The 23,569-nt window shown below is 67.7% G+C and carries 24 protein-coding genes and 1 tRNA gene; 19 read left to right on the top strand and 6 right to left on the bottom strand.

Features of this window, described 5'->3' with window-relative positions; translation table 11 throughout:
* Positions 1–564 precede the first annotated feature (564 nt).
* The 3 genes from ACQPYS_RS07070 (at position 565) to pip (ending at position 3,152) form a co-directional block, all read left to right on the top strand.
* Entirely contained in the window at positions 565–1,509 is a 945-nt protein-coding gene (locus ACQPYS_RS07070; protein WP_433492050.1) for a TIGR03564 family F420-dependent LLM class oxidoreductase, read from the top strand.
* A 183-nt stretch (positions 1,510–1,692) separates the two neighbouring features.
* Complete coding sequence (locus ACQPYS_RS07065) at positions 1,693–2,088, top strand: nitroreductase family deazaflavin-dependent oxidoreductase (protein ID WP_431938634.1); 396 nt, start codon at positions 1,693–1,695, stop codon at positions 2,086–2,088.
* Positions 2,089–2,180: 92 nt separating this feature from the next.
* Positions 2,181–3,152 carry a prolyl aminopeptidase gene (gene pip, locus ACQPYS_RS07060; protein ID WP_433492049.1) on the top strand — a complete coding sequence of 324 codons (972 nt, stop codon included), beginning with the start codon at positions 2,181–2,183 and terminating at the stop codon, positions 3,150–3,152.
* A gap of 77 nt (positions 3,153–3,229) precedes the next feature.
* Here pip and ACQPYS_RS07055 read toward each other — a convergent pair whose 3' ends face one another.
* Both ACQPYS_RS07055 and ACQPYS_RS07050 read right to left on the bottom strand, forming a co-directional pair.
* Complete coding sequence (locus ACQPYS_RS07055; protein ID WP_433492048.1) at positions 3,230–4,390, bottom strand: alkane 1-monooxygenase; 1,161 nt, start codon at positions 4,388–4,390, stop codon at positions 3,230–3,232.
* A 245-nt stretch (positions 4,391–4,635) separates the two neighbouring features.
* A complete protein-coding gene (locus tag ACQPYS_RS07050) occupies positions 4,636–5,922 on the bottom strand; it encodes a lipase family protein (protein WP_431938637.1) in 1,287 nt (428 codons plus the stop codon).
* 405 nt (positions 5,923–6,327) lie between these two features.
* Between ACQPYS_RS07050 and ACQPYS_RS07045 the strand changes: the two genes are divergently transcribed.
* The 4 genes from ACQPYS_RS07045 to ACQPYS_RS07030 all read left to right on the top strand — a co-directional run bounded on the left by ACQPYS_RS07045 (position 6,328) and on the right by ACQPYS_RS07030 (position 9,549).
* Positions 6,328–7,578, top strand: coding sequence for an amidohydrolase (locus ACQPYS_RS07045; protein ID WP_433492047.1), 1,251 nt, complete (start codon positions 6,328–6,330; stop codon positions 7,576–7,578).
* 91 nt (positions 7,579–7,669) lie between these two features.
* Positions 7,670–8,155, top strand: coding sequence for a GNAT family N-acetyltransferase (locus ACQPYS_RS07040; protein WP_433492046.1), 486 nt, complete (start codon positions 7,670–7,672; stop codon positions 8,153–8,155).
* Positions 8,156–8,587: 432 nt separating this feature from the next.
* Complete coding sequence (locus ACQPYS_RS07035; protein ID WP_433492045.1) at positions 8,588–8,857, top strand: hypothetical protein; 270 nt, start codon at positions 8,588–8,590, stop codon at positions 8,855–8,857.
* 77 nt (positions 8,858–8,934) lie between these two features.
* Positions 8,935–9,549, top strand: coding sequence for a hypothetical protein (locus tag ACQPYS_RS07030; RefSeq protein WP_433492044.1), 615 nt, complete (start codon positions 8,935–8,937; stop codon positions 9,547–9,549).
* A 62-nt stretch (positions 9,550–9,611) separates the two neighbouring features.
* On the opposite strand, the gene ACQPYS_RS07025 is transcribed toward ACQPYS_RS07030, so the two are convergent.
* Positions 9,612–9,917, bottom strand: coding sequence for a hypothetical protein (locus ACQPYS_RS07025; RefSeq protein WP_433492043.1), 306 nt, complete (start codon positions 9,915–9,917; stop codon positions 9,612–9,614).
* 191 nt (positions 9,918–10,108) lie between these two features.
* Here ACQPYS_RS07025 and ACQPYS_RS07020 point away from each other — a divergent pair, with 191 nt between their 5' ends.
* Positions 10,109–11,299 carry a helix-turn-helix domain-containing protein gene (locus ACQPYS_RS07020; protein ID WP_433492042.1) on the top strand — a complete coding sequence of 397 codons (1,191 nt, stop codon included), beginning with the start codon at positions 10,109–10,111 and terminating at the stop codon, positions 11,297–11,299.
* A gap of 222 nt (positions 11,300–11,521) precedes the next feature.
* Here the strand turns inward: ACQPYS_RS07020 and ACQPYS_RS07015 are convergent.
* A tRNA-Ile gene (locus ACQPYS_RS07015) sits at positions 11,522–11,595 on the bottom strand.
* Between the two features lie 135 nt (positions 11,596–11,730).
* On the opposite strand from ACQPYS_RS07015, the gene ACQPYS_RS07010 reads away from it, so the two are divergent.
* The 3 genes from ACQPYS_RS07010 to ACQPYS_RS07000 all read left to right on the top strand — a co-directional run bounded on the left by ACQPYS_RS07010 (position 11,731) and on the right by ACQPYS_RS07000 (position 14,085).
* Positions 11,731–12,180: a nitroreductase family deazaflavin-dependent oxidoreductase gene (locus ACQPYS_RS07010; RefSeq protein WP_063037696.1), complete on the top strand. Its 450-nt coding sequence runs from the start codon at positions 11,731–11,733 to the stop codon at positions 12,178–12,180.
* A 595-nt stretch (positions 12,181–12,775) separates the two neighbouring features.
* A complete protein-coding gene (locus tag ACQPYS_RS07005; RefSeq protein ID WP_433492041.1) occupies positions 12,776–13,285 on the top strand; it encodes a hypothetical protein in 510 nt (169 codons plus the stop codon).
* Between the two features lie 53 nt (positions 13,286–13,338).
* The gene (locus ACQPYS_RS07000) at positions 13,339–14,085 is read left to right on the top strand and encodes a VTT domain-containing protein (protein ID WP_433492040.1); all 747 of its coding nucleotides are present in this window, start codon (positions 13,339–13,341) and stop codon (positions 14,083–14,085) included.
* A 24-nt stretch (positions 14,086–14,109) separates the two neighbouring features.
* On the opposite strand, the gene ACQPYS_RS06995 is transcribed toward ACQPYS_RS07000, so the two are convergent.
* Positions 14,110–15,645, bottom strand: coding sequence for an aldehyde dehydrogenase family protein (locus ACQPYS_RS06995; protein WP_433492039.1), 1,536 nt, complete (start codon positions 15,643–15,645; stop codon positions 14,110–14,112).
* Between the two features lie 221 nt (positions 15,646–15,866).
* On the opposite strand from ACQPYS_RS06995, the gene ACQPYS_RS06990 reads away from it, so the two are divergent.
* From ACQPYS_RS06990 to ACQPYS_RS06955, 8 genes are all read left to right on the top strand, one after another.
* Positions 15,867–16,328, top strand: a complete 462-nt coding sequence (locus ACQPYS_RS06990) for a DNA-binding protein (RefSeq protein WP_433492038.1) — start codon at positions 15,867–15,869, stop codon at positions 16,326–16,328.
* Positions 16,325–16,798 carry a Zn-ribbon domain-containing OB-fold protein gene (locus tag ACQPYS_RS06985; protein ID WP_433492037.1) on the top strand — a complete coding sequence of 158 codons (474 nt, stop codon included), beginning with the start codon at positions 16,325–16,327 and terminating at the stop codon, positions 16,796–16,798. The genes ACQPYS_RS06990 and ACQPYS_RS06985 overlap by 4 nt, the downstream gene beginning before the upstream one ends.
* Positions 16,791–17,861, top strand: a complete 1,071-nt coding sequence (locus ACQPYS_RS06980; RefSeq protein ID WP_433492036.1) for a lipid-transfer protein — start codon at positions 16,791–16,793, stop codon at positions 17,859–17,861. The genes ACQPYS_RS06985 and ACQPYS_RS06980 overlap by 8 nt, the downstream gene beginning before the upstream one ends.
* Positions 17,858–19,012, top strand: coding sequence for a thiolase domain-containing protein (locus ACQPYS_RS06975; protein ID WP_431938665.1), 1,155 nt, complete (start codon positions 17,858–17,860; stop codon positions 19,010–19,012). Before ACQPYS_RS06980 ends, ACQPYS_RS06975 begins: the two co-directional genes overlap by 4 nt.
* A gap of 238 nt (positions 19,013–19,250) precedes the next feature.
* Entirely contained in the window at positions 19,251–20,450 is a 1,200-nt protein-coding gene (locus ACQPYS_RS06970; protein WP_433492035.1) for a thiolase C-terminal domain-containing protein, read from the top strand.
* A gap of 10 nt (positions 20,451–20,460) precedes the next feature.
* Positions 20,461–21,195 (top strand): TetR/AcrR family transcriptional regulator, encoded by a 735-nt coding sequence (locus tag ACQPYS_RS06965; RefSeq protein ID WP_433492034.1) that lies wholly within the window; start codon positions 20,461–20,463, stop codon positions 21,193–21,195.
* Between the two features lie 91 nt (positions 21,196–21,286).
* Positions 21,287–21,565: a type II toxin-antitoxin system Phd/YefM family antitoxin gene (locus tag ACQPYS_RS06960; RefSeq protein ID WP_433492033.1), complete on the top strand. Its 279-nt coding sequence runs from the start codon at positions 21,287–21,289 to the stop codon at positions 21,563–21,565.
* Positions 21,566–21,602: 37 nt separating this feature from the next.
* Positions 21,603–21,827 (top strand): type II toxin-antitoxin system RelE family toxin, encoded by a 225-nt coding sequence (locus ACQPYS_RS06955; RefSeq protein WP_433492032.1) that lies wholly within the window; start codon positions 21,603–21,605, stop codon positions 21,825–21,827.
* 13 nt (positions 21,828–21,840) lie between these two features.
* Here the strand turns inward: ACQPYS_RS06955 and ACQPYS_RS06950 are convergent, their stop codons facing one another.
* Entirely contained in the window at positions 21,841–23,430 is a 1,590-nt protein-coding gene (locus ACQPYS_RS06950) for an AMP-binding protein (protein ID WP_433492031.1), read from the bottom strand.
* Positions 23,431–23,569 lie beyond the last annotated feature (139 nt).

Here is a 23,569-nt window from a genome sequence, read left to right as displayed (position 1 = left end):
TGATCGCGCACCGCGCCCGCGGGCCGCTCCGTAATCCCCCCTTCGGATCACGGAGCGGCCCGGCTACCGGGCACATCCATGCCGTCCTGCCCATGGCACGGTCGCCGACGAACCATCGCCGGGCCCGTTCGAGGGCCGTTGTCGCGCAGCGTTCGCGGTACCTCCCAAATCAACTGGCGTCCACCCGGCACCTTCGCCGGGATTTTGTACGATCGGCGATGAGTTCTTGCACGGCAGGGGGTTTGGTGGCCGCGACCGGGTACGAGGTGAGCGCACTGTTCACGGCGCACGCCGATCTGCAGGGAACGTCCCGGACTGTGGGACGCACATGTCCACGAGCTGCAGGGCACCCTCTGGCAGATCCGGCGCGAGGCAGGTAAACCCGGTGCGGCACTGTGGTTGAGGGGCGGCCGGAAGGCCGGGACGGCCGCCGTCACCATCTCGCGATAGACCACCGCGGCGGCGCGGGTGTCACCGTACCGGTACCCCCGGCCCCTGTCGCCGTTCCCGTCCGGAGTGAGCGAAACGGAATACGTTCGACCGGCCGGGGTGTTGGCGCCGACTATGGCACTCAGCGCACCGATCGGAATCGCCCTCGCTCCCCGCCCCGCCGCCACCAATGCCGTCGACGATGTGCTCGAACGAGCCCGTCTGCTCCAGCGCAGCGGTATCGACCGCGTCTGGTTCGGACAGCGTTTCGACTTCGATTCGCTGTCGCTGGCGGCCGTTGTCGGCTCTGCGGTTCCGGGCCTGCACGTCGGTACCTCGGTGGTCCCGATCAACCCGCGCCATCCACTCGTGGTCGCGAGCCAGGCGCAGACCGCCCATGCCGCCGGCCACCGCCGCTTCACCCTCGGTCTCGGCCTCGGTGCGCCCGCCCTGGAAGGTCCCGCGTTCGGGATCCGCACCGAGCGGCCGATCCGCCGGTTGCGCGAGTACCTCACCGTCCTGCGCTCGGTACTCACCACGGGGACGGTCGATTTCACCGGGCAGACGGTCACCGCGGCACCGCCGCTCCCGGCGGCGGTGGCGGGCGGGGACGGGCCCGATATCGTCGTTGCGGCCATGGGTCCGCAGGCGGTGGCCGCCGCGGGCGAACTCGCCGACGGGATCGTGCCGTTCCTCGCCGGGCCGCGTACGCTGGGCGGCGATATCGTGCCGCGGGCCGAGGTCGCCGCCCGGGCCGGGGGCCGGCCCCGGCCTCGGGTGATCGCCGGGGTCGCGGTGGTGGTCACCGACCGTCCCGAGCGGGTCCGGGCCCGGGCCGCCGAACAGATGGCCTTCTACGAGCGCATCCCGTCCTACCGCAGGGTCCTGGACCGCGAAGGTGTCGCCACCGCCGCCGAGCTGGCCGTCATCGGCACCGAAGCGGAGGTCGAAGCAGAACTGCGCCGCTATGTGGAAGCGGGCGCGACCGAACTGCTGGTCACCCAGACCGATCTCGGCGGCCCCGAGGACGAACTGGCGACCTGGCGCTTCCTCGGCGCGCTCGGCGGCATCCCGGTCTGATTCCGGCCTCCGCGGCGAAACAGCGCGTCTACAGCGTCGGATCGCCGGTGCGCGGCGACAAGACCACCGACGAACAGGCGGCGAGCCGAGGTCCGGTCCGCGGCCCGCCGTGAATTCCGCGGAGCGGCGCGACTCGCCTACGGAAGGATGATCACCGGTTCACCCGCACCTATGCTCGACGAGATGACGGGCACCGATAGTTCCCTGCCGCGCTTCTTTCCCGAATGGATCGACCGGTTCGGTACACAGTTCGTGAATCCGTGGATGCGGCGTATCGCCCCGTCCCTCCCGGGCTGCGCCGTGATCGAACACGTCGGCCGGACAACCGGGATTCGCTACGAGACCCCGATCTGTATCTTCCGCAGCGGGGCAACGGTCGCGGTGGTGCTTCTCCACGGCGAGACCAACTGGGTGAAGAACACGGTGGCCGCGGGTCATGCCCGGCTGCGCTGCCGCGCCGGCACGCTCATCCTGCGTGCGCCACACGTGATCCCGCCCCGCGCCGCCACCTCGGAGGTCTCACGCATCGCGCGCTCGGGCAACCGGATAGCCGGGCTCATCGTATTCGAGATCGGCTGACCCTCCGCTTCCACAACTCACAGCAGCGGATACCTCCGAATCCTTGTTTCCGTCGTGTGGCCACGGCTCGCCGACCATTACTGTGGCGCTCCGTGACCGCTTCCGCATCTCCACAACCCTTCTCCGCGATCGAACCCTACGATTCGGGCCTGCTCGACGTGGGCGACGGCAACCGGATCTACTGGGAGACCAGCGGTAACCCGGCAGGCCGTCCCGCGCTGATGGTCCACGGCGGTCCCGGCAGCGGTGGTCGGCGCGGCACGCGCACCGGGTTCGACCCGGAGGTCTTCCGGATCGTGCTGTTCGATCAGCGCGGCTGCGGTGAGAGCCGCCCGCACGCCGCGGATCCGGCGGTCGATATGCGGCACAACACCACCGAGCATCTGCTCGCGGATATGGAGGCGCTACGCGAACACCTGGGTATCGACCGGTGGCTGCTCTACGGCGGCTCGTGGGGTTCGACGCTGATCCTCGCCTACGCCGAACGGCATCCGGAGCGGGTCACCGGGATCGTGCTGGTCGGGGTGACGACGACCCGGCCGCAGGAGATCGACTGGCTCTACCACGGCCTGCGACTGCTGCTGCCGGTCGAATGGGAGCAGTTCCGCGCCGGCGCCCCGGCCGGCGTCCGGGACGACGAACTGGTCGAGGCGTATCGGCAACTGATGGAAGATCCGGATCCCGAGGCCCGTGCGGCGGCGGCCCAGCGGTGGTGCGCCTGGGAGGACGCGGTGATCGCGCACGAGAATCTCGGCACACCGGGCCAGTACAGCGCGAAACCCGATGCGGCACGGTTGGCCTTCGTCCGGATCTGCACCCACTATTTCGCCCACGCCGCCTGGCTCGAGGATGGCAGCCTACTGCGCGACGCCCACCGGCTCGCGGGCATCCCCGGTGTGCTCGTCCACGGCCGGCTCGACCTGTCCGCACCCCTGCGCACGGCCTGGGAACTCGCCCGTGCCTGGCCCGGCGCCGAACTGCGGATCATCGACGATTCCGGGCACACCGGCAGCCCCGCCCTGCGCACCGCGGTACTCGACGCGATCGCCCGCTTCGCGCACTGATTCCTCCCGGCCGAAGTCCCGCCGAACGCGCTGTCCGATTACCACCTGCTCACCGAGGCCCCGGAAGCCGTTGACCGTCACACCAGTATGTCTCCGGACTTTCCCGACGATCCGCTCCGGGACTTTCGCGGTTTTCGGTTGACGAGCGTGGTGTCGCCGCTGTAATGCGCGAGAAGCCGGGGATCCATGACCGCACGCCACAGCGGCGGGACAGTGGCGAGCAGGACCATGGTGGCGTAACCGAACGGCAGCTGTGGAGCCTCGTCGGAACTGCGCAGCGTCTGGTAGCGGCGGCCGGGGTTCGCGTGGTGGTCGCTGTGGCGCTGGAGGTGGAGCAGGAAGACATTGGTGACCAGACGGTCACTGTTCCAGCTGTGGCGTGGTGCGCACCGCTCGTACCGGCCGTCGGCGCGGCGGGCCCGGAGCAAACCGTAGTGCTCGAGATAGTTCACGGTCTCCAGCAACCCGATGCCGATCACAGCCTGCAGCGCCAGATAGGGGATGACGACGGGCCCGAAGGCGAGAATCATCGAACCGAGCACCACCACGCTCAGCGACCACGCCTGCAGCAGCTGGTTGTGCCGGCTGAACCACTTCGTTCCCTTGCGGGCCAGGCGTTCCCGTTCCAGGACGAGTGCCGAGCGGAAGCCGCCCACCGCGCTGCGCGGTATGAACGCCCAGAGTGGTTCACCGAAGCGGGCACTCGCCGGGTCTTCGGGTGTGGCGACGCGGACGTGATGGCCGCGGTTGTGCTCCACGAAGAAATGGCCGTACCCGGATTGCGCCAGCGCGATCTTCGCCAGCCAGCGTTCGGAATGTTCGACCCGATGGCCGAGTTCATGCGCGGCATTGATGCCGATACCGGATACAATACCCAGAGTTACGGTCAGCCCCAGTTTGTCGACCAGCGTCAGTTCGGAGCCCGACCACATGTATCCCGCAATGGCCAGACCGATGAGCTGCATAGGCAGGAAGAGAAACGTGCACCAGCGGTAATAACGGTCGTTGGACAAGGCCTCGTAGTCTTCGTCGCGTGGACTGACTCCGTCGCAGCCGACGGCGATGTCCAGCACCGGAATGATCACGAATACGAGGATCGGACCGATCCACCAGAAGAGCGCGAGCCCGGTGAGGTGCACCAGTTGCGACGGTAGTAGCGCGCAGCCGGGTGCCACGGTGCTCAGAATCCAGAGATAGCGTTTGTGATCGCGCGCGTTCTCGCGTCTGAGAGGTGTCATATCCGTTTCGCTCTCTCGCACGGCAACTCGATTGAGTACGACAGCTGAAGACGGGGTAACGCTGAAACGCCGCCTATCTCGATACGTCCGGTCGATCGGTTCGGGTAGAGACAATCCCTGAACCGAGCGTCGCCGGGCACGGTAGCGAGACACGCGGACGTGTTCAGCCGAGAATGCGTGATCGCGGCAGGTCTACTGCCCGATCGGGGTATCGGGGTGCCGGAGGCGGTGGTGCCTCCGCCGAACTATGGGAGGGCCGCGCAGTTCACGGGGGCCGGCACGTTGGCAAGACGGTCGGTCACCCACTGCTGTGAGGTCGCCAGCGACGGCAAGAAAGCCACATCGTGGGTGCCCAGCAATCCGGCGGATATCGGGGGCAGTCCACCGTCGGAGTCCAGATGAACGGTCGCACCGGCACCGCACCAACTCGCGGCCAGACCGTGCACGGCCGCGTACGGAGCTCCCTCATCGTGCAGGGCCGAGTAGATCCGGACCGGTACCGCGGGGGCCAGCCCGCCGAGCCGCTGCTCATCGAACGCTTTCTTCAGCTCCGGGGAACCGTCGATCACGGCTGTGAGCGGTAATCCGCTGGTGGTCCACTGCGTTGTATTCTGCGGTTGCGTGAAACTGCTGGACAGGCCGCCGCATTTGCCGATCGCGGCGTTCATGATCGCCTTACCGGTGTCGTTGAGCGCGGCGTCGAGCACCGGACGGGTGTCCGGATAGTCGGCGGCGATACCGTTGACGATCCAGGCTATGGCCGTCCCGACACCGGGGCGGCCGTCGAAGTGCGCGATGTAGTCCTGGGGGCTCACCAGGGGCCCGCCCACGTAGGCGCCACGCACATTCAGGTCGGGGGCATATTTCGGTTGCAGCTCGGCGGCCGCCGCGGAAGCCATTCCGCCCTGGGAGTATCCGTAGAGCAGGACCGGCGAAGTCGGGCCGAGCCCGGTTTCGGGCAAACGCAACGCGGCACGCGCGGAGTCCAGTACCGCGTAGCCCTGGGTCTTGCGGTTGAGGAAGTTGTGGATGCCCGGCGCGTTGAGATCGTGATAGTCGGTTATCACCACCCCCATACCGCGCGCGAGCAGTTGGTAGATCGCGATGACGTCGTATTCGAAGATAATATCCGCGGGCGGCTGGAACCGGACCACCTGCGACAACATCGCCGAAGGCGCGCATTCGGCACCCTGCCCCTGAGTGCCGCCCGCATACGCCACCAGCGGGCGTTCGCCCGGGCCGGTCCACGGCGCAAGTGGCTCCAGATACGTTCCCACCACCGTGGTGGGTGCGTCATGGGGATCGCTGCTGGCATAGGTGAGGCGTGTCGACCTCGCCGGCACCGTGCCGGGTATCCCGGGGGCGGACACCACCACTTGCGACGCTTCGGCACGGAGAATGTCGCCCCCGGCGCCCTGCGACTGTAACGACGCCGGTTCCGACCATGCCGATGGTGCGGCGACCGCCCCGCCACCGGCAACGATGAGGGTTCCTGTCAACACTGCGACCCAGGCACGCTTTTCGCTCTTCATACCGATCCTTCATGCGTGTGATTCATGCAGGGCAGTTATCGAGTCGAAAGATACGATCACCGCCGACACAGCACGACGCTGCTGGTCAGCGGACCATTAGCAGGAAAACGGTGACGCTTCGATCCAGCAGATCGGATCGAATGATGCGGATATCCCTGTTCGAGCGAGGAAGCAGGAACACGGGCATTTCGTATTACCGAGGCCACAGCTTATGCCATGCGGTGGGCACACGCCCGGAAGCCACCGCCTCGATTCGGCACGAGTCGATCGCTATCCGATCAACACCGGCAGTCGGGCATGGGACAATGGACGGACGCGCAGATCGCTCCGCGTGCGTATCGGCTCCATGGACGACCTTGTCGGTCGGGTCATCTGCCCAGCAGAAGACAACATCGGAGGACTACCGTGACCACATCAGGCGGCGGCATTATCACCGATCGGGCGCTCGTGGATCTGTACAAGGATATCCACCGGCATCCTGAACTCGGGTTCCGCGAACACCGCACCGCCGCGCTCGTGGCCGACCGGCTGCGCGGCGCCGGGTTCGACGTCACCACCGGTGTCGGACGGACCGGAGTGGTCGGCGTCCTGAAGAACGGCACGGGGCCGACCGCCCTGCTGCGAGCCGATATGGACGCGCTCCCCGTGCGAGAGGACACCGGCCTCGACTACGCCAGCACCGTCACGGTCACCGACGAGGACGGCCGCACCGTCCCGGTGGCCCACGCCTGCGGTCACGACCTGCACACCACCTGCCTGCTGGGTGCGGCCCAGGCACTCGCCGCCGACAGCTCCGGTTGGCTCGGCACCCTGCTGCTCGTGTTCCAGCCCGCCGAGGAGCTGGGCGCCGGCGCCCAGGCCATGGTCGACGACAGTTTCTTCGACCGATTTCCGATGCCGGATGTTGTACTCGGCCAGCATGTGGCACCGCTACCGGCCGGCAAGATCGCCGGGCATCCGGGCCCCTCGTACGCGGGTTCGGATTCGCTGCGGGTGCGGATCATCGGCCGGGGCGCACACGGATCCATGCCGGAGGCCTCGGTCGATCCCGTCGTGCTGGCCGCCGCGACAGTACTGCGCCTGCAGACCATCGTTTCCCGGGAGATCCCGAGCACCGCGACCGCGGTGCTCACCGTCGGCTCGAGCCACGCCGGCGACGCCGCGAACGTGATCCCCGGTCACGCCGAGATCCAATTGAACATTCGCAGTTACGACCCTGCCGTACGCCGGCGCATCCTGGACAGCGTCGAACGCATCGTGCGCGGTGAAGCGGCCACCGCCGGCGCGCCGGAGGAACCCACTATCACCGAGATAGAACGCTTCCCGGTCGTCACCAACGACCCGGCCGCATTGCACCGCACCCTCGATGCCTTCGCGTCCTGGCTGGGACCGGACAATATCCTCGATCCGGGAGCCGGTGCCGGGAGCGAGGACGTCGGCATCTTCGCCACCGGGTCCGGCGCACCGCTGTCCTACTGGCTGCTCGGCGGCGCGGACCCGGCCCTTTTCACCACGGGCGATATGACCGATCCCGCCCTGCTCACCGTCCCCTCCAACCACTCGCCCCGGTACGCCCCCGTTATCGATCCGACGCTGCCGATCGGCGTCGGTGCATTGGTGACCGCGGCCCGGACCTGGTTACCGGCCGCCCACTGACCCTCGAAGCAGGTGGTTCGGATCCCGCTCGATCCACGGCCCGTCCGGAATTCCGTTGACACGTCCGGTGCCCGACCAGCAACCTCCCGGTGTGCGCGAGAACCCGACGTCGATCGAACTGGAGCCGCTGACCGAGCACAATCTCGGAGCGCTGCTGGCGACGGCCGTGGCCGATGCCGATCCGTCGGAGGTCATGCCCCCGGTGGCCGGGGAACCGGGATGGACCGCTCAGCGCAAGCAGGCTTTCCTGGACTTCCACCGTGGCCGCGCGCTCCGCGTCGAGCAGCCGGTGGAACTCACCTACGTCATCATGGTCGACGGCCGGGCCGTCGGTGCGGCGCGACTGGAGTACCGAGGCGACTCGTTCGAGGCAGGGGTCTGGATCGGCCGCTCCCATCGCGGTCGAGGAGTCGGGCGAGCGGTGGCCGGAGAACTACGCATCGCCGCCGCGGCGGCGGGTGCCCGGCGGATCGTCGCCGTCACCACCGGCGACAACGCGGCCGCGCGACGACTGCTGCCGACAGGGACACCGGTAGACGAGGACGGCACCGTGAGGGCAGCCGTCGACCTCGAATAACGCAGGAAACGTCGAAGACCGGAACTTTCCGGGACCCTACGGATCCGCACCGGTCTCATACCCATCGGCTGGAAGTCGTTCACCGGACGAGTGGACCGCCGCGTCGTTGGCGCGCCACGCCTCACAGGCCGCCCAGCGGCACCCGTACCACCGCCGGGCCGATATCGCCCCGAGCGGGCACACAGCGGCCCGGCGACCGGGCCGAACCACCACACCGACGCGCTCGGCCGGGTAGGCCGCGCAGGCGAGAACGCCGACCACACCGGGTCCGCCGACCTCACCGGCGGCAGCGCGGAACTCGCGGACTACTACCCGACGCGGGCGGACCGGGCCGAGGTGATGCTGTCGCGCGGGCGGTTCGGGTCCTACGGCTAAAACCCCTGTATAGCGGACCTAGCGCACTGTGTCGGGTCTCGTACGCATACTTTGCCCATGAACTCCATTGACACGTTCACCACCACCGCGACCGACCTTGCAACGGTCGGCCGGACCAAGTTGGGCCGCAACGGCGTATTCGTCGATATCGACGACGTCGAATACCAGCGGGCCAAGGGCAAGCGCGCCGTCAAAGCAACCCAGTACCGGCAGGAATTCGAATCCGGCAAGGTAGTCGTCGCGTTCGGCGCGCACGGCGAGCGGACTTACGCGCCCGACGACATGGTTACCTGGCACGTCATCCGACAGCGCACACCACCGCGCTGACCCCCCGCTCCCCGGTTCTCCATTCTATATTTGGGAACCGGGGCACTCGGCCGACACGAATGCCTACTGTCCACACTATGGAAACCTCGGACATCATCGCCGTTGTTGCCGCCGTAACGGCATTCGGAAGCGTTTGCATATCGGCCTGGGCACTGAAATACGCCCGCAAGCAAGCCGAAATCGCGGACAAGGCACTCACCGAATCGAGCCGGTCCGCGACCGCAGGCGAGAAGTCGGCCGACGCCGCCGATATCGCCGCGCAGGAAGCCAAGCGGAGCGCGGACGCCGCCGAGGAGTCGAACCGGATCGCGGCGCGAACCCTGGAACTGTCCGAGCCCCCGGCGGTCGACTGGGAGACCGAGCCGGTGGCCGGGTCCACATACCAGCTCCGCAACCAGGGGACGAGCACAGCGGAGAAATTCGAGATTGACGGTTCTCGAATCGCGTGCTCGCACCGGCGCTTACCGGACGATGCAACGGTATTGCCCAACGCGAGTGTCGAGTTCCAGTTGTGGCAGGGCGGTGGACGCCCCGGGCCAGTTCCGAGCGAGTTGTTCGTAAAGTGGGATGGTCAAAGCCATCCCACTTCGACGCCGCCCGCCGACGGTCCTTGCGGTACGGGCCCGGCGTTAGCGGCTGTCGTTGCCGCCGTGCCTATCTCGCTCGGCGGGCCGCTCGCCGGGTACGGGTAGGACCACGGCCAGTACCAGCACGGCCAGCGGGATACCGGCCGCCACGACCAGGCCGAGCGCGATCAACGCCCGCCCACCAGTACTGACCAGCGCGCGAAGGACAGGCGGGGTAGCACCGTTTCCACGTCGGCGACGTCCATTACTCGGTTCAACTCCAGCGGGCCGAGGTGATGCGGCCCGGGCATGACGACCGCGTCCACGTCGGCCGCGCGCACCTGGTCGAACAGCGGAAGCACCGACGCCACGTCGGGCCAGATCACCAGGTAGCCGAGGTGGCGCGCCAGACGTTGGACCTGCGCCCGGTCCCATGCCATAGACGTGCTGATGTCCGGGTCTACGTATCCGAGTGCGGTCGGCCGGTTGCGCATCGGGTGCCCCTGTCCCTGTGTCCCCTGCGGTCGCTGACTTGCGCCCGCCGCCGAGGACTCGACGCCCGGCGGCGGGGCACGCTGGAAGCGTCACACCGGGCCGTATCGGTGCTCAATGGCAGTTCAGGGGTAGGGAAATCACAACTACTAGAAAGCCTGCGTTATCGCCCCGCTCGCCGTAGCTTGGATATATGGCTGAACTCGGGGATCGGCTGCGCAACATTCGTAAGCGGCGCGGCCTGACACAGGTAGAGCTTGCAGACCGTTCGGGTGTGTCCGTCGCGACCGTCCGGGCAGTAGAGCAAGGCACACAAGAGCGGGTGCGGACGGAGACCGCGCGGCGGTTGGCCGTGGCGCTGCGCGTGGAAACGTCCGCGCTCATCGTCACGCCGGACGCCGCCGAACCGGCCGCCTCGGACATCGAACTATGGGCCGAGGTGCGCCGCGCGCTGGAAGGCACCTACGCGGCCGACGATTCCCCGGAACCGCCGACCGTCGCCGGGGTGGCCGCCACGTTCGCCGAGGCAAAACCGGTGTTCCGGCACGGGAAGCTATCCCAACTCGCCCCGACGCTGGTCCCGTTGCTGCGCGACGCCGATTACCTGGTGAGCGCGGCAGACAGCGGGGACACCGCCGCCCGGTCGCTGCGTAGCCGTATCCGCCAGATGGTCGGGTGGACCATGGTCCTGTCCTGGCAGTTCGACGCCGCCGACACCGCGCTCCGGCTGGCACTGGACGACGCGCCCGACGTGCGGGCCGCTGTGCCGTTGATGGACGCGGAGTGCTGGCGCTACATCCGGCAAGGCGACCTCGCGAAAGCACGGGAGACCGCGACCCGCTGGGCCGATGAACTGGAACCGCGCCGTATCTCGCGCGCGTCCCGTGACGAACTCGCCGGGTGGGGTTTGATGCTCCAACGGGTGAGCACGACCGCTGTACGCGACAACAGGCCCCGGGAAGCCGACGACGCGCTGACCTTCGCCAAGATGGCCGCAACGGGCATCCGCTACGGCGAGCACGACAGCAAAGACGGATTGCTCCACAGTTTCGGCCCGCTCACGGTCGCCATGCTCGAGGCCGAGAACGCCATGGTGGTCGACCGGCCGGACGTGGCCCTGGTGATCGGTGAGCGGCTGGAGAACACCGCCTACCCGCTCCCCTGGGTATGGAACCGGCACCGGCTCGACGTGGCCGCCGCACACGCCGCCACCGGCCGCCCGGCCGACGCGGTGCGGATACTTCAGCAGATACGCACGGACCTGCCCGAGTGGCTGACCAAACAGCGGTACGCCCGCGACATCATGGGCACGATGGTGGACAAGCGGCGCACCCTCACCCCGGAAATGCGCGAGCTTGCCGACTTTGTCGGCGTGCCCTACTGACCGGACCGGCGCCGACGATATCGACACCGACCGCCCTACCCACGCCGAGCGAGGAGGGCGGTTGTCGTTGTGCCCGAACGGGGGTCGGCCGATATGTCCCGGCCCGGTCACGGAAGCGGCCCGAAAACGGCCTGTGGGATAGCCGTTCGGCTACTGCTATCCCACAGGTGTTTCGCTTCCCCGTCCCGGTCAAACCACCGGCTCTGACCTAGACCTTCTCTGTGGGGCGGGTGGGGCTCGAACCCACGACCAATGGATTATGAGTCCACGGCTCTAACCGACTGAGCTACCGCCCCTGGCAGCAACCTGAGGTCGCAAGTGTGGGATGGTACCCGGTCGGCGTGGCGGGGGCCAGTTGATCGGGTCGGGGAAGGCCGCGGAGTGCCGGGGCCTGGCTAGGCTGGGGGCGTTGTCGGAGCGGAGGAGGGCGCGTGACCGAGCTGTTCGTGCGGGCGTTGCGGGCGCATCAGTGGCTGTACGAGAAGAGTGGCGGGCTGGTAGGGCATCGGTTGCTGTTCGGGAATCCGACCCTGCTGCTGCGGACCGTGGGGCGGAAGACGGGGCTGGAGCGGACGTCGGCGCTGACCTATGCCAGGGACGGGGCGGATTATCTGGTCACCGCTTCGAACGGCGGGTCGCCGCGGCCGCCGGGGTGGCTGGCGAATCTGCGGTCGCGGCCGGAGTGTGAGATCCAAGTCGGGCGGCGCGCGTTTCCGGTTCGGGCCCGGGTCACTCTGCCCGATGATACGGAGTACGCGCGCCGCTGGGAGTTGGTGGACGCTGTGAATCAGGGCCGGTACAGCGAGTACCAGAAGTTGACGAAGCGTCCGATTGCCGTGGTCGTGCTATCGCCCGCGAGTGGTGCGGGTCAGTCGGAGTAGCTCTCCGAGCCGACCCGCGCCCGCGCTCTCCGGGGGCGCAGGTCCTCCGGGGGGCGGCTGGCGAGATGGACTACGGAGGCAACGAGTATCAGGATTGCGAGCACTACCAATGCGGTAACCACGGCAGGCACAGTAACGATTCCCGAGGTGCCGTGACACCCGAGAACGCTCTATGGTGGGCGGCCGAGTTCGGCCAACCGGAGACCGTTTCGCCGGATATGACGGTTTTACACATTACCCGGCACCCGGCCGGACAATTTTGGATTCGGCTCGAAAGACACTGGCGGGGTGTGAAATTGCACAGTTCCACCGATACCGAATCGGTATGGGCGCAACACACCGGGCGATTCCCACGCCTGGGATGAAGTGCCGGAAAGTCCCAATCGCAGACACATATTCTGTACGGTCCCACAACGGCTTTACGCCACTTCGCGCGAAATATTAAATGAGACTTCATGTTACATCAAAAGTCGCACGAGAACCGATCGGTACGAGGCGATTCCGCCGTACCCGCTGTTTCGCCGACCCGACGAGCCGGGCCGATCGGAATCGCGGTGGCCACCCGCCGGAGCCCATGCCGGGCGATAATGACGCGATGTTCACCTGTGCCGTATCCCGGCGCCGCCGCGGCATCGATCCGGACACCGCGGCCCGCGCGGTCGGCGAACTGGAACTTCCCGACGCCGTGTTCAAGACCTGCCCGTGGCAACCGCGGACGCTCATCGATACCGGCCTGCGCCAGTGGCTGCGCTGCTGCGGACCGGCACTGGCCGACCGTCAGGTGATCGGGATGCCGTCGCATGCGGTGGACGAGGCGTGGCACGGCCTGATCCTGTGCACCGAGCGGTACGCGGATTTCTGCGATCGCGCCTACGGACGGTTCCTGCATCACTACCCGGACGGCGCGGGCCCGGCCGGGGAGCCGGTGGATATGGCGAGCCGGTTGGGCCGGACCGTGGTGGCGTGGTCGCTGGTCGCCCGGCCCGGCGAGGAATGCGTACTGTGGGATCTGGACCGGCGGGTGGGGGTGGAACACCCCTGGGGCGTTCCGGCGGATCGGGTCGCGGGGATAGTGGAAGCACTGCGGCAGGCCCGGGCCCGCTGAGGGCTACCATTTCGCTAAAACCTCACCAATCGGGCAATCCGGATTAAGCCGACATGCCGAACTGCGGTATCTTCGGCGGGGTGAGTTACTCAGCCGTCGTAGCGGCCACCACCGAACTTGCCCTGATGCCGGGTTTTCTGGACCCGGTGAATCTACTCAACTCGTTCGGCACCTGGGTACTACTCGGACTACTCGTCGTGGTGTTCATCGAGTCGGGCCTACTGTTCCCGCTACTGCCCGGTGATTCGCTGCTGTTCACCGCAGGTCTCATCGCGGCCTCCAAATCGGCGGAGATCGAACCCTTCGCGCCGATCTGGCTACTCCTCGTGCTGATCCCGATCGCGGCGATCGCCGGCGACCAGGTGGGCTACCTGATCGGCACCAAGGGCGGGACCGCGCTGTTCAAGAGCGACGACGCGAAGATCCTCAAGAAGTCCTATATCGACGAATCGCACGCGTTCTTCGAGAAGCACGGGCCGATCACCATTGTGTTGGCCCGGTTCGTCCCGATCGTGCGCACCTACGCACCACTGGTCGCCGGGGCCGCCAGGATGAAGTACTCGGTGTTCCTCACCTACAACGTGGTCGGCGGCGTGCTGTGGGGTGCGGGGGTCACCATGCTCGGCTACCTGCTCGGCCAGATCGCGATCGTGCGCGACAATGTGGACCTGATCTTCCTGCTCATCGTGGCAGTCTCGGTGCTCCCGATCGCCTGGGAGGTCGTCAAACGCTATCGCTCCGGCCGCGGGAAGACCGCCACGGCCGACGCGGACGCACCCGCCGATCACCCGGCCGCCTGATCACACCGGCGGCCGGGCCACCGGTCAGCGCACCAGGCGGCGCAGCAGTTTGTTGCCGAACAGGGTGCCGATGGTCTTCTCCAGCGTGGCGGCGGTGGCCTCGCTGTAGGGGTACCAGATGTTCTCCTTCTTCAGGCCCCACCGGTCCAGCAGCACCGGCTGCGGGTGCGCGAAGCCGCGCAGCGCGTCCCGACCGTTGACCAGACCGAGGCCACTGTCCTTGCGGCCGCCGAAGGGCGCCTCGGCGACGCCGTAGATCACCGACGCGTCGTTCTGCACCACCGACCCGGTCTCGAGCTGTTTGGCCAGCCGCACAACCTTGGCCTTGTCCTTGGTGAACACACTGCCGCTCAGGCCGTACTGGCAGTCGTTGGCCATTCTCACGGCCTCTTCCTCATCCCGGACGCGCATGATCGCGACGATCGGGCCGAAGGTCTCCTCCTGCATGATGTCCATATCGTGGGTGACGTCCACGACCACCGTCGGCTTGAAGAACACCCCCTCGGCGGTATCGGATTCCCCGCCGAGCAGGACGGTGGCGCCCTTGGCCTTGGCGTCCTCGACGTGCTTCTCCACGATCTCGAGCTGCCGGTCCCAGAACAGCGGGCCGACATCCTTGCCCACGGCGCCGTAGGTCACCTCGGCGGCGCGTTTACGCACCTCCTCGATGAATCGATCGGCGATGCTGTCCACCACGTAGATTCGCTCGACCCCGACGCAGACCTGACCGGTGTTGAACATCGACAGGTACACCGCGCCGAGCGAGGCGCGGTCCAGGTCGGCGTCGGCGCAGACGATCATCGCGTCCTTGCCGCCGAGTTCGAGGGTGACCGGGATCAGCCGGCCCGCGCAGGCCGCGGCGATCTTCTTGCCGGTGCCGACGCTGCCGGTGAACGAGATCTTGTCGATATCGCCGTTCACCAGGGCCGCGCCGGTCTCCCCGTCACCGTGTACGACCTGCAGCACATCCTCGGGCACACCGGCCTCATGCAGCACCTTGACCGCCCACTCCCCCGAGTGCGGGGTGACCTCGGATGGTTTGAGCACCACCGAGTTGCCGGCCAGCAGAGCCTGGGCGATCGGGTTCAGCGAGAGGATGAACGGACCGTTCCAGGGCGTGATCACGCCGACCACGCCGAGCGGCCGATAGTTGATGACGAGTTTCTTCAACGGCAGCATGTAGCCGTGCAGGCGGCGCTTCTCGTCGGCCAGATCCTTGGTGGCGCGGCCGCTCCAGTAGTTCAGGAAGTCGCAGGCGGGCACCATTTCCACGGCCAGCGCCTCGACCCGAGGTTTACCGGTCTCCTGCATCACCGTTTCGACGATCTCGTCGCGCCGGGCCAGTAGCACCGAGACCGCGTTGCGGATGATCGCGGCACGTTCCGCGACCGGCCGGGCGGCCCAGCCGGGCTGCGCGGCGCGCGCCGTGGCCAGGGCCGCGGCCACATCGTCGGCCGTGCTCACCTCGATCTCGCCGACGCGTTCGCGGGTAGCGGGGCTGCGCAGCTCGAGCCGCCGGCGTCCGTCGGCGGTCGGCTCCAGCTGTTCAACGATGGCCATGGTGATCTCTCCTCACCGGAGGAATTGGAACAGGTTCTACTTGAATTCGGAGCTTACGTCATGCACGCGGGTGACGCACCGGGGATCGCCCGAACGAGTCCGGACTACCCACGATGCCGCTATCAACCGATTCAATCAAGTGATTGACACAGGGCCGTCGCGCGGGACACCATCGACACGCGGTCCAGTGCCGGACCGCGCCCCCGATCGGCAGGAGACCGATGACAGCCGAGTCCCCGGACGCGAGTCTCACCGCGCCCTACAGCATCGAATTCCCGTACAACCGGACGGTCGGCGAGAAGATCGGCACGTTTCTCGGCGGTCTGCGCGACGGCGAGCTGTACGGGGTGCGCACCGCATCCGGCGCGGTACTCTGCCCGGCTCTGGAGTTCGACCCCGTCACCGCGGCCCCCACTGGTGAGCTGGTCCACCTGGCCCCCGTCGGCACCGTCACGAACTGGACCTGGGTACCCACCCGGCCCGGCGACGAGATCGAGGCCGACCATTTCGCCTGGGCCCTGATCACCATCGACGGCACCGAGGGCGGGCTGTTCCACGCCGTCGATACCGGCGGCGACCCGTCCCGCCTCGTCGCCGGCCTGCGGGTGGCACCCCGCTGGCGCACCGACCGGGTGGGCAGTATCCGCGATATCGTCTGCTTCGAACCCGTGGAGTCGCGATGAGCACCCTGCCCACGCCGGTGGAATCGTTCACCAGCCCGCACCAGGTGGACTACACCTTCGTCGCCGGAACCGGGCGTTCGGCCTTCCTACGCGGGCTGAAGGAACGCCGGCTACTGGCCCGCCGCTGCCCGTCCTGCGAACGCGTATACCTGCCCTTCCCCGAATTCTGCTCGCGCTGCCTGGCCGAACTCTCGGCACCGTTCGAATTGGACGGCGCCGGCGTGGTGAAAACGTTCTGCGTGGTGAACTTCCCGTTCCCCGGCCAGGTGATCGATCCGCCGTACCTGGTGGCCTATATACAGGTCGACGGTGCGGACACCACGCTCATGCATCTGATCCGGGACGTCGAACTCGCCGATGTGCACATCGGAATGCGCGTGGAACCGGTGTGGTGCGCCGAGGAGGACCTCGACACATCCATGAACAGCATCCGCTACTACCGACCGGTCGCAGGAGGTTCCGATGCGTGATATCGCGGTGGTCGCATTCGCGCAATCGCCGGGAACATCCGCCGACCGGCACGACGATATGGCCGAGATCCTGCTGCCTGTAATGCGCGAGGCGCTCGACTCGGCCGGCATCGACCGCACGGAGGTCGATTTCTGGGCGTCGGGCAGCCACGATTTCCACGAGGGCCGGACCTTCGCGTATATCGAATCGCTCGACGCGGTGGGCGCCTGGCCGCCGATCTCGGAATCCCATGTCGAGATGGATGCCGCCTGGGCCGCCTACGAGGCGTGGTCGTGGCTGCAGCTCGGCGAGGGCGAGATCGCGGTGGTCTACGGTGTCGGGCGCGGATCGCTGGCCCACGATCTCGACCAGGTGACCGCCACCCAGCTCGACCCCTACTTCCTGGCCCCGCTGCGGCCGCATCAGGATGCGCTGGCCGCGCTGCAGGCGCAGGCGCTGATCGCCGCCGGGGTGCTGGACGAGAAACAACTGGCCGAAGTGGTGGTCCGCGCGCGGGCGGGCGCGGTGGGCAATCCGGGCGCGCAGGTGTCCGGGGAGTTCACGGTGGACGAACTGCTGGCCGCGCCGTATCTGGCGTCGCCGCTGCGCGAGCACGACCGGGGTCCGATCGGCGATGCCGCGGCGGTCCTGGTGCTGGCGGCCGGTGACACCGCGCGGCGGCTGGCACAGCGCCCGGCCTGGGTGCGCGGCGCCGATCACCGGATGGACAGCCACTATCCGGGAACCCGCGATCTGACCCGCGTCGACACGGTGACGGTGGCCGCGGCGAAGGCCGCCGAGCAGGCCGGTTTCGCGGCCCGCGAGGTCCAGATCGCCGAACTGCACACCGAGTACAGCTATCAGGAACCGCTGCTGGCGCAGACACTCGAACTGTCCGGGGCCACAGTCAATCCCGGGGGCGGGCCGCTGGTCGCCCGGCCCACCACCGCCACCGGGCTCATCCGGATCGGCGCCGCGGCACAGCACATCCTGACCGGTCGCGCGAACCGCACGCTGGCACATGCCACCAACGGGCCCGCGCTCCAGCAGAACATGATCTGCCTTATGGAGGGAGGCCGGTGAAACTCGCGGTCGTCGGAATCGGACAGAGCAAACAGGCCAAGAAGCGCAAGGTCACCATCGGCGCGATGGTGCGCGAAGCCGTCGACGAGGCAATGGCCGACGCCGAACTGGAATTCGGTGATATCGACGCCGTCGTGCTGTCGAAAACGCCGGACCTGTTCGACGGGGTGATGAATCCGGAGCTCTACCTCGCCGACGCGATGGGAGCCCGCGGGCTGCCGGTGACCCGGGTGTTCACCGGCGGCAGCGTCGGCGGGCATGCCGCCATCTACGGTGCCCATCTGGTGCAGGCGGGTCTGGCCCGGCGGGTGCTGGTGGTCGCGTATTCCAAGGAATCCGAGGGCGATTTCACCTGGGCGCTGTCGCGCGGGCTGCCCTTCAGCGCCCAACTCGGCGCGGGCGCCGGGGCGCATTTCGCGCCGGTGATCCGGGAGTACATCCGCCGGTCGGCAGCCCCCGAGCACATCGGCTGGCAGATCGCGGTCAACCACCGACTCAATGCCACCCGCAACCCGTACGCCCATATCCAGCTACCGGATATCACCGTCGAGCAGGTGCGCGAATCCCGGATGCTCTGGGACCCGATCCGTTTCCTGGAATCGTGCCCCTCCTCGGACGGTTCGTGCGCGGTGGTGATCACCGGAGAAGCCGACGCCCACCACACCCGCCGTCCCCCCGCCTGGATCCACGGCATGTCGTGGCGCACCGAAACCGGCCACTTCGCCGGGCGCGACGAAGTGAACCCCGAGGCCGGCCGACAGTGCGCCGCCGAGGCGTACCGGCAGGCCGGGATCACCGATCCGGCGCGCGAGATCGATACCGCCGAGCTCTACATCCCCTACAGCTGGTTCGAGCCGATCTGGCTGGAGAACGTGGGCCTGGCCGCGGTCGACCAGGGCTGGAAGGTGGTGGATTCCGGCCGCACCGCGTTCGGCGGGGAACTGCCGATCAATCCGTCCGGCGGAGTGCTGTCCGGAAATCCCACGGGCGCGACGGGTCTGCTGCGGTTCGCCGAGGCGGCCATGCAGGTCCGGGGTACCGCCGGCGAGCACCAGGTACCGGACGCGCGCCGCGCCATCGGCCACGCCATGGGCGGGGCAGCGCAGTTCCACGCGCTCTGGGTGGTCGGCGCCGAACCACCGAATTCCTGACCGGAGGTTCCGGCGCGATCGACCCGGACCCCACCGTATCGGTCCGGCCCGGGCGACAACACTTCCGCGAACCGCGAGACCGCACGAGACGAGGAGAGAGCACTGATGCGTTACCTCCGCCGACGCTTCGGTCTCCACGGGTCGCATGTATCGGCTACCGAGGAGAGATCGTGATGCGATACCTCCGCCTTCGCTGCGGCCGTCGCGGACCGCATGCCACAGTTTCCGAGGAGAGAACATGACCGAGCGGGTATACGTCGCCGGTGTCGGGATGACCAAGTTCGAGAAGATCCAGTCCCGGGACTGGACGTATCCGGAAATGGTCGCCGAGGCGGTGGGCCAGGCGCTCACCGACGCCGGAGTGGGTTACGACCAGGTGCAGCGCGCCGCCGTCGGATACGTCTTCCAGCCCTCCACCGCGGGGCAGCGGGCGCTCTACGACATCGGTCTGACCGGTATTCCGATGGTGAACGTCAACAACAACTGCGCCACCGGCTCCACCGCGCTCGTACTCGCCCGGGAATGGGTGCAGGCCGGGCTGGCCGAGATCGTGCTGGCGGTCGGGTTCGAGCAGATGACCAAACAGGCGATGTCGGGCGACGGCACCATCCCGAAGGTCACCACGGTGGACCGGCACATGGACGCGCTGAAGGCGGCCGCCGGTTTCGGGAACGCGCCGATGACCGCCCAATTCTTCGGCGCGGCCGCGGTCGAGCACATGGAGCGGTACGGGACCACCCGCGAACAACTGGCCCGGGTCGCGGTGAAGAACCACGAACACTCCACCCGCAACCCCAAGGCCCAATTCCAGGACGCCTACACCCTCGACCAGGTGCTCGGCGACAAACTGGTCTCCGATCCGCTGACCCGCTCGCAGTGCTCCCCCATGTCCGACGGCGCCGGCGCGGCGGTGCTGGTGAGCGAACGCTACGTGCGCGAACACGGTCTCGATCGGGCGGTACCGATCCTCGCCCAGGAACTGGTGACCGATACCGGCGCCTCGTTCGAGTCGGGATCGATGATCGACGTGGTGGGTGCGCCCATGGCGCGTATCGCCGGCCGGAAGGTACTGGAGACCGCCGGGGTGGGTATCGACGATATCGATGTTCTAGAACTGCACGACTGCTTCTCCATCAACGAACTGCTCGCCTACGAGGCGCTGGGTTTGTGCGGCGAAGGCGAATCCGGCGCGCTGGTCGAGTCGGGCGCGACCACCTACGGCGGCCGCTGGGTGGTCAACCCGTCGGGTGGGCTCATCTCCAAGGGGCATCCACTCGGCGCCACCGGGCTGGCGCAGTGCACGGAACTGGTCACCCAGGTGCGCGGTGCGGCCGGCGCACGTCAGGTAGCGGACGCGCGGCTCGGGCTCGCCCACAATCTCGGCCTCGGCGGAGCCTGTGTCGTGACCCTGTACGGTGCGCCGGGCACGGTCTCCTAGAGTTTCGGTCATGACGAGAAGCCGGGTGCGGGCCGGGCGGGAGCTGTCCTCGCCCGCCGCATCCCCGCGCCGGGGTCCGGCCACGGCCCGCGGCGAGGCCCGCCCGGAACCCGGCCCCGGGCACCCCGAAGCCGGTCTACCCACCGAACAGCGCCTGATCCTGGCCGCCGAACGACTCTTCGCCGAACGCGGGATCGACGCGGTCTCACTGCGTTCGGTAATGGCCGAGGCCGGCGCGAACGTCGCGTCCGTGCACTATCACTTCGGCTCCAAGGATGCCCTGGTCGACGCCCTGATCAGCCGCCGCAGCGAACAACTGCACACCCGCCGCGCGGAACTGCTGGACGCCGTCGAGGCGGCAGGCGCACCCGAGGTCCGCGCGCTGGCCGACGCTTTCGTCCGCCCGGTCGGCGAACTCGCCGCCGCGGGCGGTACTCCGTGGATCCGCCTGGTAGCCGGCATCATGAGCGGTAATCACCCCGCGCTCACCGAACTCACCGAGGGATTCGCCCCCCAGGCCCTGCGGTTCAACGCCCTGCTGGCGCAGACCGCCCCCGGCGTCGCGTCCCGGACCATCCGTTTCCGCCTCACCCAGGCCATGAACCTGACCTTCCAGACGCTCGGCGACCCGGACGGTCTACGCGGCATGCTGGCACTCAGCGGAACCCGGCTCTCCCCCGACGAACTGCTCACCGAACTGATCGATACCGTCACCGCGATACTCACAGGTCCCCCGGATCGTTGAGGTCTTCGTTGTCCCTCGTATGACCGAGAGTGGCCTCGACCTCGGCACCTGCGGCCTATCCGCCCCGCCTGGGTGGTACAACACTATTTTCATGGACGATCGGTTGAGCATTCGTGAAGCGCGCGCCCAACTCCCGGCCGTGGTCAATGCCGCTGATAAAGACGGACACGTCACCGTGATCACCCGTGGCGGTAAGCCGGCGGCCGCTGTCGTCCCTCTGTTCATGCTCGCCAAGCTCGAAGAGTGGGAAGACGAGCAACTGGAACATATGGCGGACGAGGCTCTTGCCGAAGCGGGCGAGCCCGAACGGATCACTCTGGGGCAGATGATGGATGAGGTCCTCGCCGCAGGCGACGAAGCCGTGGCATGAAATACGAATTCCGCTGGACCGCCGCTGCGGAAGAGCGTTGCGATCCATTCCCCGGGAAGACGCGTTGCGCCTGCTGGTCGCACTGACGTCGCTGGGTGACGACCCCTACCGACGAGATGATGTCGACGTCAAGGCATTGACCGGACGCCCCGGGTTCCGCTTACGGGTGGGCAACTACCGCCTTGTCTACGAGGTCGACGAAGGGAAGCTGGTAATCCTGGTGATCTCCGCGCGCCATCGACGAGAAGTATACGAGCGGTAGTTACCCGGCCGCCTCAGTTGACCTGCCGGCCCTCGCCCCAGTACTGCGCCCGCAACGCTTTCTTGTCCGGTTTACCGAGCGGGCTGACCGGGATGCTCTCGGCGAAATCGACGGTCTTCGGGGTGTAGACCGCACCCTTACGGTCCTTCACCAGCGCCTGCAGTTCCTCCACAGGTACCGACTGCCCGTCGCGCAGCACGACGACCGCCTTGACCGCCTCACCCCACTTCTCGTCCGGCACCCCGATCACGGCCGCGGCGCTCACCGCCGGATGGGCCGACAGCACATCCTCGACCTCACGCGGGTACACATTGAACCCGCCGGACACGATCATGTCCTTCTTCCGGTCGACGATATAGAGGAATCCCTCTTCGTCCTGTCGGGCGATATCGCCGGTGTGCAACCAGCCGAATTCGGTGGCCTCCGCGGTCTGCTCGGGTTTGTTCAGGTACCCGTTCATCACCAGTGGGCCGCGGACACACACCTCGCCCGGTTCGCCCCGAGGTACTTCGTTGCCCTTCTCGTCGAGCAGCGCCACCGACAGCCATGGCACCGGACGGCCGCAACTGGCCAGCCGCTCCGGTTTGTTCAGGTCGTGGTCGCCGCGGCGCAGCACCGAGATGGTCATCGGGCTCTCGGCCTGGCCGTAGAACTGGAAGAAGATGGGACCGAACTTCTCGATCGCCTCGGCCAGCCGGGTCGGGGAGATCGCGGAGGCGCCGTAGAACACCGTCTGCAGGCTGGACAGATCGTATTTGTCGAGGTCGGGGCTGTCCAGCAGGGCATAGAGCATGGTGGGCACCAGCATGGTCGCGGTGATCTTGTACTTCTCGATCGCCTCGAGCACCTTGGCCGGGTGGAAGTAGGGCAGCACCACGATGGAACCACCCTGCTGAGCGGTGGGGCCCCAGAAGGCGGCGCCCGCGTGGCTCAGCGGGGTACACACCAGGAACCGGACCTCGTCGGGCCATTCCCATTCGGTCATCTGGATGCGCAGCATGGTGGTGCTGCCGCGGAAGCTCATCTCCACACCCTTGGGCTTACCGGTGGTGCCGCCGGTGTAGGCCAGGCTCATGGTCGCGCTGGGATCCACCTGCGGACCGCGGACCTGCTCGGGGGTGAACCCGGCAGCCAGTTCGATGAGATCGGTCCCCACCTCGGACGGACCGAACGAGAACAGGTTCCGCAGCCCGGGCACCTTGTCCCGCAACTGCGCGGCACGTTCGTCGAAACCGCTCGGGTCGTAGATCAAGGTTTCCACGCCGGCGTCCTCGAGGACGTAGGCGTGATCGTCGAGCGAGCCCATGGGGTGTAGCGCCATGGCCCGCGACCCGTTCACATTGTTCGCGCCCTGCGCGAAGATCACCTCCGGCCGGTTGGCCGAGAGCACCGCCACCGGGGAGCCCACGCCGAGACCGGCCGAGGCCAGCGCCTGGGCGAACCGGCTGATCTGATCGCGCACGTCGCGGTAGGTCAGGGTGGCGTCGTCGATATGGACCGCGGTGCGGTCGGCATAACGCTCGAGAGCTTTGCCCAGCAGGTCCACCGCCAGCGGCTCACGGTGCAGCTGGGCGGTGTCGTCGACGTGCGGTTCAGTGTTCATTCGTCTGCCTTTCGGGCCGGCCCGTCCGAGCGGACCGGCGAAGATCGACCGGTGCTCCGGCGCGGGTCCCGGGGCCGCGGGCACCGCCACATGGCGCCGCGGCCCGGGAACCGCCCACGGGGCTCGCAAACCGCAAAAA

This window comes from Nocardia grenadensis (assembly GCF_050942415.1).
GTDB classification, from domain to species: Bacteria; Actinomycetota; Actinomycetes; order Mycobacteriales; family Mycobacteriaceae; genus Nocardia; species Nocardia grenadensis.
The sequence above is the reverse complement of the archived record's forward strand: the minus strand, read 5'-3'. Positions and strand labels throughout refer to the sequence as shown.

Bases quoted from the DNA above. Each gene is read 5' to 3' on its own strand.
- ACQPYS_RS07070 (WP_433492050.1), top strand. From the start codon at position 565: ATGGCACTCAGCGCACCGATCGGAATCGCCCTCGCTCCCCGCCCCGCC.
- ACQPYS_RS07065 (WP_431938634.1), top strand. From the start codon at position 1,693: ATGACGGGCACCGATAGTTCCCTGCCGCGCTTCTTTCCCGAATGGATC.
- ACQPYS_RS07055 (WP_433492048.1), bottom strand. From the start codon at position 4,390: ATGACACCTCTCAGACGCGAGAACGCGCGCGATCACAAACGCTATCTC.
- ACQPYS_RS07050 (WP_431938637.1), bottom strand. From the start codon at position 5,922: ATGAAGAGCGAAAAGCGTGCCTGGGTCGCAGTGTTGACAGGAACCCTC.
- ACQPYS_RS07035 (WP_433492045.1), top strand. From the start codon at position 8,588: ATGAACTCCATTGACACGTTCACCACCACCGCGACCGACCTTGCAACG.
- ACQPYS_RS07030 (WP_433492044.1), top strand. From the start codon at position 8,935: ATGGAAACCTCGGACATCATCGCCGTTGTTGCCGCCGTAACGGCATTC.
- ACQPYS_RS07025 (WP_433492043.1), bottom strand. From the start codon at position 9,917: ATGCGCAACCGGCCGACCGCACTCGGATACGTAGACCCGGACATCAGC.
- ACQPYS_RS07020 (WP_433492042.1), top strand. From the start codon at position 10,109: ATGGCTGAACTCGGGGATCGGCTGCGCAACATTCGTAAGCGGCGCGGC.
- ACQPYS_RS07005 (WP_433492041.1), top strand. From the start codon at position 12,776: ATGTTCACCTGTGCCGTATCCCGGCGCCGCCGCGGCATCGATCCGGAC.
- ACQPYS_RS07000 (WP_433492040.1), top strand. From the start codon at position 13,339: ATGCCGAACTGCGGTATCTTCGGCGGGGTGAGTTACTCAGCCGTCGTA.
- ACQPYS_RS06995 (WP_433492039.1), bottom strand. From the start codon at position 15,645: ATGGCCATCGTTGAACAGCTGGAGCCGACCGCCGACGGACGCCGGCGG.
- ACQPYS_RS06990 (WP_433492038.1), top strand. From the start codon at position 15,867: ATGACAGCCGAGTCCCCGGACGCGAGTCTCACCGCGCCCTACAGCATC.
- ACQPYS_RS06985 (WP_433492037.1), top strand. From the start codon at position 16,325: ATGAGCACCCTGCCCACGCCGGTGGAATCGTTCACCAGCCCGCACCAG.
- ACQPYS_RS06980 (WP_433492036.1), top strand. From the start codon at position 16,791: ATGCGTGATATCGCGGTGGTCGCATTCGCGCAATCGCCGGGAACATCC.
- ACQPYS_RS06970 (WP_433492035.1), top strand. From the start codon at position 19,251: ATGACCGAGCGGGTATACGTCGCCGGTGTCGGGATGACCAAGTTCGAG.
- ACQPYS_RS06965 (WP_433492034.1), top strand. From the start codon at position 20,461: ATGACGAGAAGCCGGGTGCGGGCCGGGCGGGAGCTGTCCTCGCCCGCC.
- ACQPYS_RS06960 (WP_433492033.1), top strand. From the start codon at position 21,287: ATGGACGATCGGTTGAGCATTCGTGAAGCGCGCGCCCAACTCCCGGCC.
- ACQPYS_RS06950 (WP_433492031.1), bottom strand. From the start codon at position 23,430: ATGAACACTGAACCGCACGTCGACGACACCGCCCAGCTGCACCGTGAG.